Source organism: Pseudonocardia sp. D17 (assembly GCF_036984265.1).
Taxonomy (GTDB): domain Bacteria; phylum Actinomycetota; class Actinomycetes; order Mycobacteriales; family Pseudonocardiaceae; genus Pseudonocardia; species Pseudonocardia benzenivorans.
Genome location: NZ_BPRG01000125.1, coordinates 17524 through 30537, shown reverse-complemented (window position 1 = coordinate 30537; position 13014 = coordinate 17524). Strand labels below are relative to the sequence as shown.

At 72.1% G+C, this 13014-nt stretch carries 21 protein-coding genes; all 21 read right to left on the bottom strand.

Translation table 11 applies throughout. From position 1 onward, the window contains the following. Positions 1 to 4 precede the first annotated feature (4 nt). Positions 5 to 484 carry a hypothetical protein gene (locus tag PSD17_RS20055; protein WP_339124116.1) on the bottom strand — a complete coding sequence of 160 codons (480 nt, stop codon included), beginning with the start codon at positions 482 to 484 and terminating at the stop codon, positions 5 to 7. After that, complete coding sequence (locus tag PSD17_RS20050) at positions 481 to 1107, bottom strand: histone-like nucleoid-structuring protein Lsr2 (RefSeq protein WP_339124115.1); 627 nt, start codon at positions 1105 to 1107, stop codon at positions 481 to 483. Before PSD17_RS20050 ends, PSD17_RS20055 begins: the two co-directional genes overlap by 4 nt. Before the next feature lie 26 nt (positions 1108 to 1133). Then, a complete protein-coding gene (locus PSD17_RS20045) occupies positions 1134 to 1643 on the bottom strand; it encodes a hypothetical protein (protein ID WP_339124114.1) in 510 nt (169 codons plus the stop codon). Then, positions 1640 to 2083, bottom strand: a complete 444-nt coding sequence (locus tag PSD17_RS20040) for a hypothetical protein (protein ID WP_339124113.1) — start codon at positions 2081 to 2083, stop codon at positions 1640 to 1642. Before PSD17_RS20040 ends, PSD17_RS20045 begins: the two co-directional genes overlap by 4 nt. 625 nt (positions 2084 to 2708) lie before the next feature. After that, complete coding sequence (locus PSD17_RS20035; protein WP_339124112.1) at positions 2709 to 2921, bottom strand: hypothetical protein; 213 nt, start codon at positions 2919 to 2921, stop codon at positions 2709 to 2711. A gap of 147 nt (positions 2922 to 3068) precedes the next feature. After that, positions 3069 to 3257: a hypothetical protein gene (locus PSD17_RS20030; RefSeq protein ID WP_339124111.1), complete on the bottom strand. Its 189-nt coding sequence runs from the start codon at positions 3255 to 3257 to the stop codon at positions 3069 to 3071. A 215-nt stretch (positions 3258 to 3472) separates the two neighbouring features. Then, positions 3473 to 4135 carry a hypothetical protein gene (locus PSD17_RS20025; RefSeq protein WP_339124110.1) on the bottom strand — a complete coding sequence of 221 codons (663 nt, stop codon included), beginning with the start codon at positions 4133 to 4135 and terminating at the stop codon, positions 3473 to 3475. Between the two features lie 3 nt (positions 4136 to 4138). Next, complete coding sequence (locus PSD17_RS20020; RefSeq protein WP_339124109.1) at positions 4139 to 4495, bottom strand: hypothetical protein; 357 nt, start codon at positions 4493 to 4495, stop codon at positions 4139 to 4141. Position 4496: 1 nt separating this feature from the next. After that, positions 4497 to 5768 (bottom strand): hypothetical protein, encoded by a 1272-nt coding sequence (locus tag PSD17_RS20015; protein WP_339124108.1) that lies wholly within the window; start codon positions 5766 to 5768, stop codon positions 4497 to 4499. Continuing rightward, positions 5765 to 6487 carry a hypothetical protein gene (locus tag PSD17_RS20010; RefSeq protein ID WP_339124107.1) on the bottom strand — a complete coding sequence of 241 codons (723 nt, stop codon included), beginning with the start codon at positions 6485 to 6487 and terminating at the stop codon, positions 5765 to 5767. Before PSD17_RS20010 ends, PSD17_RS20015 begins: the two co-directional genes overlap by 4 nt. Beyond that, positions 6487 to 6795, bottom strand: coding sequence for a hypothetical protein (locus PSD17_RS20005; RefSeq protein ID WP_339124106.1), 309 nt, complete (start codon positions 6793 to 6795; stop codon positions 6487 to 6489). Before PSD17_RS20005 ends, PSD17_RS20010 begins: the two co-directional genes overlap by 1 nt. Then, positions 6792 to 7199, bottom strand: a complete 408-nt coding sequence (locus tag PSD17_RS20000) for a hypothetical protein (protein WP_339124105.1) — start codon at positions 7197 to 7199, stop codon at positions 6792 to 6794. The genes PSD17_RS20005 and PSD17_RS20000 overlap by 4 nt, the downstream gene beginning before the upstream one ends. Next, positions 7183 to 7536, bottom strand: a complete 354-nt coding sequence (locus PSD17_RS19995) for a hypothetical protein (protein ID WP_339124104.1) — start codon at positions 7534 to 7536, stop codon at positions 7183 to 7185. Before PSD17_RS19995 ends, PSD17_RS20000 begins: the two co-directional genes overlap by 17 nt. Beyond that, the gene (locus tag PSD17_RS19990) at positions 7536 to 7931 is read right to left on the bottom strand and encodes a hypothetical protein (protein ID WP_339124103.1); all 396 of its coding nucleotides are present in this window, start codon (positions 7929 to 7931) and stop codon (positions 7536 to 7538) included. The genes PSD17_RS19995 and PSD17_RS19990 overlap by 1 nt, the downstream gene beginning before the upstream one ends. After that, positions 7915 to 8175: a hypothetical protein gene (locus PSD17_RS19985; RefSeq protein ID WP_339124102.1), complete on the bottom strand. Its 261-nt coding sequence runs from the start codon at positions 8173 to 8175 to the stop codon at positions 7915 to 7917. Before PSD17_RS19985 ends, PSD17_RS19990 begins: the two co-directional genes overlap by 17 nt. Further along, positions 8172 to 8912: a peptidoglycan-binding protein gene (locus PSD17_RS19980; protein WP_339124101.1), complete on the bottom strand. Its 741-nt coding sequence runs from the start codon at positions 8910 to 8912 to the stop codon at positions 8172 to 8174. The genes PSD17_RS19985 and PSD17_RS19980 overlap by 4 nt, the downstream gene beginning before the upstream one ends. After that, on the bottom strand, positions 8912 to 9283 hold the full coding sequence (locus tag PSD17_RS19975; protein ID WP_339124100.1) for a hypothetical protein: 372 nt from the start codon (positions 9281 to 9283) through the stop codon (positions 8912 to 8914). The genes PSD17_RS19980 and PSD17_RS19975 overlap by 1 nt, the downstream gene beginning before the upstream one ends. A gap of 66 nt (positions 9284 to 9349) precedes the next feature. Continuing rightward, positions 9350 to 9586 (bottom strand): hypothetical protein, encoded by a 237-nt coding sequence (locus tag PSD17_RS19970; RefSeq protein ID WP_339124099.1) that lies wholly within the window; start codon positions 9584 to 9586, stop codon positions 9350 to 9352. Further along, complete coding sequence (locus tag PSD17_RS19965; RefSeq protein WP_339124098.1) at positions 9586 to 10686, bottom strand: DUF5047 domain-containing protein; 1101 nt, start codon at positions 10684 to 10686, stop codon at positions 9586 to 9588. The genes PSD17_RS19970 and PSD17_RS19965 overlap by 1 nt, the downstream gene beginning before the upstream one ends. Beyond that, entirely contained in the window at positions 10687 to 12141 is a 1455-nt protein-coding gene (locus tag PSD17_RS19960) for a hypothetical protein (protein WP_339124097.1), read from the bottom strand. It abuts the gene before it with no gap. A gap of 3 nt (positions 12142 to 12144) precedes the next feature. Then, positions 12145 to 13008, bottom strand: a complete 864-nt coding sequence (locus tag PSD17_RS19955; RefSeq protein WP_339124096.1) for a hypothetical protein — start codon at positions 13006 to 13008, stop codon at positions 12145 to 12147. Between the last annotated feature and the right edge of the window lie 6 nt (positions 13009 to 13014).

Here is a 13014-nt window from a genome sequence, read left to right as displayed (position 1 = left end):
CCCCCTACGGTTGTCGCGCGGCGCGTAGCTGCGCCTTGATCCTCGCGATGGACTGGCCCGCCAGGGCGGCGGTCGCCATCGACCCGCGCACCTGGCGCGGGGTCATGCGCCCGCGGCCGGGGGGCGACTGGTAGCGCTCCCCGGTGCGCGGGTCAGGCCGGTACTCCAGGCGGCCGTCGATGAACTCGACGCGCTGGTTCCGGCCACGGCCGACGGTGTCCCACAGTTCGCGGAACCACGCCAGGCCGCACGACTGACACTGGACGTGCCGGACCAGGAGGTCGTCGTCGGTGATGTCGTCGAACACCAGCCGCGTGCGGTCCGGTGGGGCGAACAGGTGTCGGCCTCGGGCCCGGCACGCCAGTACGCCGTCCGAGGCGCCGTCGACGTAGGCGTCTACGTCGCCGTCGGTGGCCAGCGGGACGGGTTCGCGCTGGTGTCGTTCGCCTTGGATCGATAGGGGCCGTTCGGTCAACGCGGTCACGCGTCCTGCTGCTCAATCGCGGTGGGGCCGTTGGCGGCCTCGAACTTGGCCAGGACGTCGTCGCTGATCGCGCCGCGGGGCGCGACGTTGACCCCGGCGGGTCCGGCCCAGGCCCGGATCGCCTTGTTCCGCTCGGCCCGCGTCGCGTACGTCGTGATCGGGGCGTCGGCGGTTGTGGTGTCGGCCCGCTGGGCGGGGACCGCGGCGGCCGTCGTCTCCGTCGCGACCGGGGTCCCGTTCACGCCGGGCCGCTGGGTGGCCTCGGGGCGGTGGGCCTCGTTGTAGGCGTCGACGATCTCGGCGGGGATGCGGCCCCGGTCGGACACGTCCATCCCCTGGCGCTTGGCCCAGTCGCGGATCGCCTGGTTCTGCTCACGGTTGGGGGCCGGGCGACGGCGGGCCGCCGCGACGGCGGCGTAGCCGTTCGAGCGGGCCGGGACGCGGCCGGGGCGGGCGCGGCGCGCGGCGGCGATGAACGGCGCCAGGATGCCGTCGAGCTTGGCGCGGTTGGCCGGGGACAGGTCGATGTCGTACGCGCGCCCGTCGAGTCCGAACGTCGTCGCGGACGCGTTCGGACTGCCGTCGAGGTCGTCGACGACCGTCACAGTTTCTTGTCGTGCCACTTGGGGGGCCTTTCTCGGGTGGTCGGTTACATGGGTCGTGGTCGTTCGTCGCGAGAATCCCGGCGCATGGCCAGGAGGGAGACGAACGTCTGAGTCATCGCCGACGGCCCGGTGGCTAGCGCGTAGCGATAGAGGAGCTGGTGCGCGTCGTTCCATTGGCCGTTCATCGCCGTGACGACGGCGCCGAGGGCGACCTGATCGTGGGCGTCCAGGGTGTCCCAGGTCCGGCCGCCGACGATCCGTCGGATGCCGTACTGGTGGTCGGGGCACGCGTCAGCGGTCAGCCGGTCAGCGGTCTGGCGGACCAGGACGCCGCACAGGATCGCCAGGCGGGTCGCGGCCAGCATCGGGTACGGCGCCGCGCTGGGTGCCTTGCGGAAGACGAACTCGGTCATGACCTTGTCGAGGCACGCCTGTGCGGCCGGTTCGTCGCCGCGTTCGTCGGCGTCGACGAGGTGATCAAGCGCGACGAGGGCGGCCACGGTGGCGATGTGCTCGTCGTGGGTCTGCGACACCGACTCCCCCAGGGCTGTCATCCGGCGGCCTTGTCCCGCAACGCCACAGCCAGGACGGTCTTGCGGTCGACGCGGACGACCATGCCGTTGACCAGGCGGGCCTCATCGGGGACGACGGCGATCCAGCGGTGGCGGGTCGCGTCGAACGCGCTGGGTCCGTCGTACATGCAGTCGAGGGCGTGCGTGTGGCCGTCGGGGTAGTGCAGCGTGACCCGGCTCGGCGCCGAGGGCGCGGGTTCCACCACGGCGTCGGCGGCGGGGATGCGGGGGATGACGCTGGTCGGGGCCGAGTCGGCGTCGAGGGGGGCCGGGGGGTCGACGGGGACGGTCCGGATGACCGGGGATGCGGCGCGCGTGGGCGTGGGATCGGTGTCGTCGGCCTCGACGGGCGCGGGCGCGGGGGTCTCGGGCTGGGGGCGCCGCTTGAACCAGCGGCGGGGTGTGGCGCGGTGGCTAGGCACAGTGGACGGCCCTTCCCTCGGGATTCGATCGTGTGCCACGACGCGTAAGACTAGACGCGTCGCGTGATGTGTATTGCACCGGGCGTCACGTGAGGGGGCAATGCGACGCGCGTTGTGCACGTTTCCAATACCGGATCGGTTGAATGTGGCACCGCGTGCCGGGCGAGGGCACGGTGCGGCGCTAATAAGCGCGCGATGACTACGGATCACACTTCTAACTCAGCGTGATTGCGGGCATGGGCCGTCCGGGTCGCTGTGTGGCGAGCTGTAGCGCATCGTGCGCGCTGGCCCTACCGTGAGGTCGTTCGGGCACGACCACGAGAGGCGACGACGAGACATGAGCACGCTTGACGACGACCACCCGGCCAACGGCGGCCCCAGGGGTGACCGGTTCCACGATGAGACAGGGCGTCATCGCACGTCACCACCCCCCGGCGACGGCGGGCCGTCCTGGGATCGGGCCATGCGCCTGCACCGGGAAAGTCACGGCACAGCGCGCTACGTCGCAACACTGTTGGCCGATATCGCCAGCGGTGGGCGTTAGGAGTACCCACGTTCGCGACCAGCCAAACATCGGGGACACGAACGCCCCTCCCGGAGAGCCCTCGGGAGGGGCGTTCGTGCGCTACAGGACGCCGTGGAGGCGACAGGCCGGGTGGGCCAGATGGGTGATTGGGTCGATACGTCCCGGCCCGGTCCGGACACCCGCGCCGTAGCCGTTGATCCACGCCGGACAGATACACCCGGCGATCCGGGCGGCGGGCGCCCCTGGGTCCAACTGGACGGCCGCGGTGTCGGCCTCGACGCCGGGCACCGGACGTTCGTCGGTCGTGCTCACGCTGACCCCCTCTAGTCCATCCGGGCGAAACCGTAGCGCGCCGTGTGGCGACACACTGCGCCGGGGCACGACAAAGCGGCCCCCCGCCGCGCGGGTGGGCGCGGCGGGGGGCCGTGTGGTGCGGGGTGCCGCTCTAGCGGCCCTCGGTCAGCGGAGGACGTCGTCCAGGTTCAGGACGCCGCCCAGGTCGTTCAGGACGCCACGGTGGACGTCGGCGGTCGCGTCGTTCAGGACGCCGCCGTGGACGATGTCCATGTTGGCGTGGTCGAGGATGTGCTGTCCTACAGCACTCCCGGCGCGGTCGGCGTCGACGTTCACGACGTCCGCGCTGGCCACGCCAGCGCCAATGGTGGCGAGCCCGAGGGCGACGAGACTGCCAAGTATCACGCTGTTTCGCATCTTGCGGAGAACTCCCAACTAATTGGGGGCTTACTTTGGACATTTCGGGCGTATCGGACACACTCCGAAGATCATTCACCCGGCAATTACCGGTCAGTTCACCACCGTTTCCGCCGACATAGTTAGGTTTGCCAAACACGATCCCGGCGGGGCTAGACGGCCATCATCATCCGGCCAGGCTCCAGCGGCGGCGGGGTCCACAGCGACTCCAGACCAGACCCGGTCAGGACCGCGTTCCCCACTCGCGTCGTGACGCCGGACTGGTCGGGGGTGGCCACGTCGTAGTCGGCGCCGCCGCCGTCGCCGTACCAGATGGTCGCCGTCCTGGACGACGACGTGGTGTTGGCGGCGCGCACCCCCATCTCGAAGACCAGCCGGTCCCCGGCTTGCGCGCTGACCGCGGACACGACGCCGGGGTTCCAGCCGCCGTTCGCCTGGCCCGTGCCCCAGTAGCTCGAACCGACCTTGTTCTGGAGCACGCCCCGGACGGAGCCGTCGGGGGCCATGACGTAGATGTAGATCACCGAGTAGAACGACGATGCGGCGCTGGCCTGGCGGCCGACGGTGAGGCCGATCGTCTCCGTGGCGGCGATCGAGGCGTCCCGTAGGAACGGCGCCGACGTCCAGGAGCCCTGGACCATGTCGTAGGTGCTCGACGTGCTGGTCTCGGACTGGGCCACGGACGCGTTGGGGCCGACCTTGTCCAGGCCCAGCGCCTTGACCACGGCGCCGGTGGTCTTGTCCCAGTTCGTCCCGCGCCAGGCCGGGGGGGCCATGTCGGGGTCGTCGTTGTTGAAGTAGACCTTGATCGTCATGGGTCAGGTCGCCGAGATCGTCGCGGCCACCAGCGTGTACGCGGCGATCAGCGCGGAGTACCGCATCAGGACGAACAGCACCTGCCCGGACGGGACCGAGTACGGGCCGCGGGTGACGCCGGTCGAGGTGCGCACGCCCGAGGCGACGGTGACCGTCCTCGTCGCACCGGACGCCAGGATCGCGTACTCGGCCAGGTACGGGTCCGACGGCGGTGACGACGGCCCGTTCAGGGTGGTGATGTTGCCTGTGGCGGTGATGTTGAACCGGGACCCCAGCGACCCGTCGGGGGTGATCGTGGCGGCGTACGCGACGGTGGCGGCGTCGTCGACGCGGCCGGACCTGAACGGAATGAGGGCCATATCAGTAGTTCGTCCCTCCGACGGAGACGGGCAGGCCGACGTCCTCGACGGTGATCCGCGCGGGCCACGCGTCCGAGGTCGCACCCCAGGCGGCGCCGGTCGAACCGATGATCGTCGCGAACAGGACCAGCCCCACGGTCTGGTTGGCCGGGGGGACATAGAAGTCGTCGGTGATCGCCGTCGACACCCGCACCCCGGCCGGGAGAACGGCCGAGGTGTGCTCGAACGCCGCCGAGGCCGCGGACGGGGTGCTCCCGTCGGTGGTGTAGCGCAGGAACACGTCCGCGATGGTCGGGCCGTTGTCGGCGTAGAACCCCGCCTGGGACCGGAACCGGTACATCCGCCCGGCCAGCAACGGCGCGGACAGGCCGACGATCGGGTACGTGGTGTTCGCGGCCATGGTGATGTTGCCGGTGTTGCGGCGGGCGCGGGCGATCACCCCGCGCGGCTGGTCGGCGGAGTAGGACCCGCCGGTGGCGATGATGTATCGGTACTGCCCCGACGTCGGCGCGGTGGAGAACGTCAGCCGGACCGTGTTGACGTCCAGCGTCTCGTTCGCGACCGGCGTCCAGATACCGGTCGCGACCTCACGCACCCACACCGTGACGTCGGTCGTCCCCAGGTTGTGGACGATCGACGGGGTAACCGACCCGGACGGGACGACCCCGGCGACCGACAACGGGCTGGACCCACCCCCACCGGCCGAGGGCGGATCGACCCATCCGAGCGCGTAGTCAGTCGCCGAGGTCTTGGCGAGGAGCTGGCCGCCGGTGCCGCCGCTGGGAACGCCCCGGTTCCCGGCCGCGACGGTCGTCGAGGTCGTGCCGACGTCCTTCGTGGCCGCGGTACCGAGGTCGGTCACGTCGGCCGCGACGAGGGCCGCGCCCGCCCAGGCGCCCGAGACACGCTTCAGAACTGACCCGTTGGTCGGGGACAGGCCCGCGATCGTCGTCAGGTCGACGTCGACGGGTTGGGCGCCGATGTCGCTGGGCGCCAGGGCGTCGCTGCCGCCGGTGGCGTGCGAGGACTTGTGTGCGGTCGGGGTGCGGGCATCGGAGAGCCGGGAGTCGTCACGCCGGACCGGGTGCGTGCCCAGCGTGCCGACCGGGATGACCGGCGCCGCGCTGAACGTCTTGGTCCCGGCGACGGTCTCGTTGCCCGTGAGGTGGACGACGGCCGAGTCCGTGGCCTTGCCCGCCAGCGCGGTCCGGACGGAGTTGATCTCCTGGGCTATCCGGGTCGCCAGCGCTGAGACACCGGATGCCAGGCTCACGTCAGGCCAGCCTCGAACGTCGTCACGAAGTTGGTGTTGGTGTCGCCGACGTTCGCCGTCAGCGCGGTCAGGGCCGCGTCGGAGGCGGCGCCGATGTTGGCGCGGCCCTGGGCCTGCTGGGGTGCGGTGAACGACTGGGCGGCGTCGACGCGGACCCGGTTGCCGAGGGCGGCGTTGATCGTGGCGGCGAAGTTGGGGTCGTCGCCGAGGGCGGCGGCCAGTTCGTTCAGGGTGTCCAGGGCGCCCGGCGCGGTGTCGATGATTGCCGCGACCGCCGCGCTGATCTGGGCGTCGGTCTTGGTCGAGGAGTACACCGACGTCGTGGACGGGGCCGCGTCGTTGATCACGTCGGTCACGTCGATGGCGCCGACCGCGGCGGCGATCTGGGCGTCGGTCTTGGTCGAGGAGTAGGCCGTCGACGTCGAGGGCGTGGTGTCGTCGATGACGTCGGGGAAGTCGATCCCGGCCACGGCCGAGTCGATCTCGTCACGGGTCTTCTGGCTGGACCAACTCGTCGACGTCGAGATCGTGCCGTCGTCGATGCCCGACGCCCCCGCGACGGCCGCCGCTACCTCGTTGATCGCGGCGACGAGGTTGGCCTTCGCGGTGGTCGTGAGCGTGGCGAGGTCGGGGTTGTTCCCGTTGATCAGGGTTCGGAGGCTCTTTGCCTCGGTGGCGACGCGCGTCGCCAGGTCGGTCACGTTCGTGGCAAGCGACATCAGATGAGTCCGTTCTCGAACAGGAGCCGGAGGCTGGGGAGGTCGTCGTAGGCGGGATGCGGGGCGGGCGCGGCGACGTGCGGGGCCAGGACGGCGTCACGGGTCACCGGCCGGACGATCTGGTCGTCCTGGCGTTCGAGGAGACCGACGACCGCCGGGGGCGCGTCGACGTCGAGGAGGTCGTCGACCCGTGTCGCGGCTGGGGGGAGGGTGACCCCGCCCGTCTCGACGACGGTCACGCCGGGCCGGTCGAGGCGGACGACCTGAACCGGGCGGGCGGCACCGATGGACACGACCTGCACGCTCACGCGTCGGTCACCCCCCGGTCGGCGCGGACGGCGGACTCCTCGACGATCGCGTACGTGGCGTCGGGGTTGTCGGGGTCGATGACGAGGACGTCGTACACGCCGAGGGTCCAGCGCCAGGCCGCCGAGTCGCGGGCGGGCACCATCAGCGACACCGCGGCGGTGGTCACCTGGTGCTCGGTCCCGGCGTCGTCGAGGTAGGTCACCTGGACGTCGGAGACCACGACGTTGCCCTCGTCGGTCGACCACTCGTACAGCACGTCGGCCGCGCCGACCGCGGGCCGGACCTGGGCGTGAATCTTGCGGCCCGCCAGGCTGACGGCCTGGCCCTGGTCGCCGACGAGGGCCCAGAACGGCCCGGCCCAGGCGCGGCCGGTGGGGATGACAAGGTCATCGCGGATCGGCATCTGTCCCCCCGTCGTCGCGGAGCGCGTGGCGGCCCGCGGGGTCGTCGGTGGTCGATGCGGCGGCCGGTGGGGTCACCGGGGGCGCCGCGGTCGCGTCAGGGACGGTCTGGGCGGGCACCAGGGGCGTCCCAGACGCGTCGACGGGGTTGGCCACGGGGGTCACGTGGGACCGGGCAACCCAGGTCGTCACCGCGGCGATGACGGCCGCGATGGCGGTCGCGACCGCCGCGGTGGCGGTGTCGTCGAGGCGGACCCAACCGAGGGTCACGATCGCCGCCAGGATCGCCTGCACCGTGGCCGCGGTGACCACCGGGCCGGGTGAGGTGTTCTGGCCCATCAGCCACCGGCCGCCGGGTCGCCCGGCTTGCACGCCGGGATGGCCTGCCGGACGCCGTCGGCCTTGACTGTGGCGGCCTGGTAGCCGTCGAGCGCGGCGCGGATCGCGGGGCCGTCGCTGGCCTTGATCGCGTCGAACACCGGCCGTAGGCCGTCGCGCTCGATGTTGGCGGCCTCGCGGAGCTGCTCGGTCTGGCCGGACTGGCAGTCGATGCGCTGTTGGGCCGCCCGCAGGTCCAGGCCCACGGTGACGCTGTACACCGACGTGGCGATGGCCACGACAGTCAACAGTGCCAGGAGGACCAACTGGGCCAGGGTCAGCGCCGAGACGCCGCGGGGCGCGGCGGGGGGATCGACGACGACGGGCACGACGGGCGGGTCACTTGGCAGTGACATCGAGGGCCTCCAGCAGCTCGGCGGGCTTGGGTGGGGTCGGCACGCCCGCGGCGGCGCACGCGGTTTCGAGCGCGAACGTGTAGCGGGTGAGGGCGACGACCCGTCGCTGTAGGCGCTCGGTCCAGTCCCGGTCGATCATCATCTGGCGGTGGGTGGCCTCCCCGCGCTTGGCGACGAACGCGGTGGACCCGGCCAGGAGCGCGGTGATGATGCCGCCGATGGCGACCAGGGTTTCAGGGGTCATGCCAGCCCCAGCTTGGCCAGCGTCGCCGGGCCGACGATGCCGTCCACGACCAGGCCCGCGCGGCGCTGGAACTCCCGGACGGTGGCGTCGGTGGCCGGGCCGAACACCCCGTCGACGGCCAGGTGCGAGTACAGCGGATAGTCGCGGTTGAGCCGGGCCTGTACGGCCTTGACCGCGTCGCCGGTCGATCCCTGGCGCAGCAGCGTCGACGAGGGCACCGCGGGCGCGGCCGGGGTTGTCCCGCCGGACCCGCGGAGATCGGCCAGGGCGCGGGCGGTGCACTCGTCGGCGTCGGCGGGGGTGCCCATGAACTCCAGGTGCATCCAGTCGCGCTTGCCGCCGGTGTACCAGCCGCCCCAGCCGAACCCGTAGCGCGACCACATCGCGGGCATCCAGTCGGGCATCGCGTGCACCGACGAGGTGGAGTACGGGTTGTCGTTCCAGTTCCAGTCGACGGCCAGGCCCCAGGCGTGGTTCGACGACGTGTTCGTCCCGGCGATGGCCCGGCAGTTGTAGGCGCCGGTCTGGGCGGGCTTCGCGAGATAGCCCTGTGCCTCGGTCCAGTCGGCCAGCGCGTCGACGAGGACCGAGATACGGCGGTGGACGTTGAGCCGGGCGCCGGACCGGTCCGCGGTGACGGTGACGATGTTCCCGGACGCCCCAGCGCAGCTCGGCCACCCGGCGCCCCAGCCGCGCTGGGCCGCGGTCTTGGAGTAGTCCCGGACGTTGACCGTCATCAGTCGTCGTTCCCCTGGCTGACGGTGTCGCCGTCTAGGTCGCCGCCGTCCCCGTCGTCGGCGGCGGGGTCGTCGGCGGCGGGGTCGTCGGCCGTCGGCTCGGCGGCCGGGGTGTCGGCCTCGGGCGCGGTGGCGCCCGCGTCGGTCTCGGCCTCACCGGCGGCGGCCTCGGTCGAGGTGTCCGCGTCGGTCTCGGCGTCGGTCGTCTCGGCGTCGATCGCGGCCTGGTCACGCTCGGTCGGCTCCGACCCCCAGTTCTCGGGGAACTCGGTGTGGTCGGCGTTCGGGTCGTACGGGCTGATGCGCGGGTACGTGTCGTCGTGCTCGGGGGCGTCCGGGGTCGGCTGGTCCGGGGTGCTGGGCGTGGTCACGACTGATCTCCTTCGGGCATGACGGGACGCGGGGCGGCCGGGTGGCCGTCCCGTAGCGGGCGGGGGTCAGGAGGTGGCGATCTTGCCCAGGACGCACCAGGCGCCGTCGGGGCACGCGATCAGGACGACGTCACCGGCGGCCGGGGTCGTGTAGGCGGCCAGCCGCGGGAGCGTCTTGGAACCGCCGAGGACGGTCACGACGACCTTCGGCCCGGCCACGGAGGTGACGACGCCCGTGGCGAACGCGGCCCCGCCGGTCATCGAGGCGATGGCCCCGGCCAGGGCGTCCACGACGTCGGCCATCAGCCACTCTCCGCGGGTAGTTCGATCGAGCGCGTGGTGTACGCCTGGACGCCGGGGCTGAACGTCAGCGGGACCTTGTCGAGGATGTGCCGCTGGCGGGTGCCGTCGAGGAGGCGGACCTCGATCACGTCGCCGGGTTCCAGGGCCGGGTTCGGGACGGCGGTCACCTCGACCGACGCGACGTAGCCGCGGACCCGTTCCAGCAGCGACGCGGCGGCGGCCTCGGCCATGTCCTGGGACGTCAGGAGCGGGCTGGAGTAGAACCGCGGTTTGCGCCCGAACGGGCCGCCGTAGCGGGTCGGCGAGTCCGGGTCGTCGTCGGTGACCTTGGCCCAGACCGGCGGGATGCCGTCGGAGCGCTGGCCCGAGGCGATCACGGCGTTGTACACCTGGTCGCGGGTCAGTTCCCGTTCGAGCTTGACCAGGACGCCGGTCGACCCGGCATCGACGACCCAGGCGGGGTCGTCGAACAGTGTCGGCTGTGGGCGGATGACGAACCGGCCCACCTGGTCGGCGAAGACCTCGGCGCCGATGCTGTCGGCCAGCTTCTCGATGCCGTCTTGCCAACGCTCCTTGTCGATGTCCAGGACGGCGGCCACGGTGGTGTCCCCGGTGCGGTCGATGACCTCGACGTTCGGGAGCGTGGCCCGGATGAGACGGGTGATCTCCTGTACGACGGTGTTCCCGGCGATGGTCTGGGTGGGCACGTCGAACCGGTCGTCGGCGACCGTCTTGGAGCGGTCGGACAGGTCAACCGACAGCGCGTCGGTGATCGGCATGTCGAGGCTGGCCGTCTGCACTGGGCCCCGGAACACCGGCACCCACTCGACGCCGGTCGACAGCACGATCCCGTACTCCAGGGCGATCTCCGCGCCGACCGGCGACAGGGCATCGAACCCCGACGAGGGCCACATGCTCGGGTCGGCCACGGTCAGCGTCGCGGTGCGCCGCACCTGGGACTTCGCGTCCGCGGTGATCGACGCCTCCTTGATCGGGAAGTCGGCGAGGACCCCACCCGAGGGCGTGTACGCGGTGGCCCGGCCGGTGATGCCGTGCGCCCCGCGCAGGGCGGCGCGGGCCGCCGCGCTGATGTTCCACACCTACGCCACCGCCAGGGTGTCGTCGGCCGGGGGCGCGTCGACCACGACGTACGGGAGCGTGAACTCGCGGGTGTGTTCCCAGGCGCCGTGGCCGACGACCTTGTACTGGACGTCGCCGATCGAGAGCCACTCCCCGTCGCCGTGGCCCAGTTCCGCCGGTGCCCGCAACAGCAGCGGGGTTCCGTCGTCGAGCATCGCCAGTAGGGCGTCGCGCTCGGCGAAGGTCTCCGTCCACACCGTCAGGCTGGCCGACGACGACTGGCGCTGGCTGGCGTTGATCGCGATCGGGCGGGCGCGGCCGATCACCTCGAACACCCCGCGGGAGATGGCGCGGGTCTGGTCGGGCTCCTCGGCGACGGTGACGACGACCGAGGCGCCGCTGTAGGGGTGGGTCAGCCAGGTCCGGCCGCCGCTGTCGAGGGTGACCGGTTCGCTGATCGCCCGGAACGCGGGCTGGTCGGGCGCGGACAGTTCGTAGCGGATCGGCACGTCCAGCGGGGCTTCGGTGTCCACGAGGGACACGACGCCCGCCTGGGTCGACACGCTGGCGTGCGGGGTCCCGGCCCAGGCGGTGTTCGCGTTCGGGGTGGACCCGTCGAAGTAGTCGCCGCTCGACGACCCGCCCTCGATCAGGACGGCGTCGAGGTCGGCGGTCGCGTTGGCCGCCATCCCGGCCACGGAGATCGTCATCACGCCGGTGGCGATGGCCGCCGCCCCGGCGCCGAGGCCCGGATAGGGGACGGTCAGGACCGGCGTCCGGCCCCACCGGTTGACGTAGCCGGTCAGCGACCCGGCCGCGATCGTGGCCGTGGTGGTGGCGAGGAGGGCGTTGCTGGCGTCGCGCCAGGCCACCGACACCGTCAGCGCGCCGGACGGGGCGGCCGACAGCCGTAGTGCCAGCGACACGCACGGCGCGCCATCGGGCAGCGGGAGCGCGACCGGGACGGTGGCGTTCACCGCGCCCGCCGCGGTCGCCTTCAGCCGGAACGCCGCGACCCCGGCGGGCATGGCGGCCTCGACGATGCGGGTCAGGGTGGTGTTCGTCCCCGACAGCCAGCCGGTGGTATCGACCTCGGCGCTGGGGTTGGTGCACCGGTTGCGCCGGGTCGTGGTGGTGACCGGCGCGGGGTAGGCGCCGCGGACCGGGGTCCGGACGCCCTTCACGATGCGCACGACCCGCAGGTACGGCGCATCCGACCACCAGGCCGAGAGGCGCACCTGGCCCAGCAGCGGGTCCGGGGTGGCCGAGATACCGCCCGAGGCGGGCCGGACCAGTCCGCCGCCGCCGCCGTAGGCGAACCCGGCGTACGGGCCGGACCCGGTGATGGCCGACCCGATGGTCCAGCCGGACCCGCCGGGGTTGGTCGGGTCGACGATCGGGGCGCCCGACGCGGCCGGGACCTCGACCGTGCCCCCGTAGGCGGCCCCGGCGTACTGGCCGCGGGAGTACCCCATCGGTCAGGCCGCCACGTACAGGGCTTCGAGCCAGGACCCGTTATAGCCGGTGGAGCCGTACGTGCTGGCGGCCCCGCCACCGCCGCGGACGTAGAGGCGCAACACGTCCCCGGCGTTCAGGCGCCGCTCGCACGACCCGACGGCGAAGTAGTCCGCGGAGTCTTGCTTCCAGAACGACACGTTGGGGCCGAACCCACTCGTTGCGGGCGGGACGGCGGCGTCGTTGATCGTGACGTCGCCGAAGAACTGGTAGACCGTCGAGCCGGTGGCGTACGCCTTGCACGTGAGCCGGTAGCGGCCCGCGATCGGCACGGTCAGCGACGACGACCCGGCGTTGAACGTCATCCCGCCCGCCGAGTCCTGGAGCGTCAGCGGGCAATACAGGCCGTTGGCCGGGACGCCCACGAATCCGGTCGTGATGCCCGCGTGTGCGAACGGGGCTTCCGAGGTGCGCCACCCGGCGGCGGTCTTCTCGACGATGCGGCCCGACTCGTCCTGGAGCTGGGCGCGCATCCCCAGGTGGGCGTCGCCGGGCAGCGTGGCGCGGGTCCACGTGCTGATCACGTCGCGCACCGTCGGCGCGCACTTCCACACCGAGGCCGTGGCCCAGGCGCGCGCGGTCGTGCCCTCCCGGCCGCGGACCACGGTCACGGCCGAGGACCCGGCGGCGTGCCCGGTGATCCACACCGTTTCGTAGAGCCGGGCCGAGTCGTCGACGATGGTCATCGGGACGTACTTGGTCACCGACAGGTCCGAGGGCAACGACGCGAAGTCGGGGGACGTCAGGGTGGTGTCCAGGGACGTCACACCGGCCGAGAGCTGCCCGAACTTGTCGTCGATCGGGCATCGAATGTCGTAGTTCGCCACGGGTCG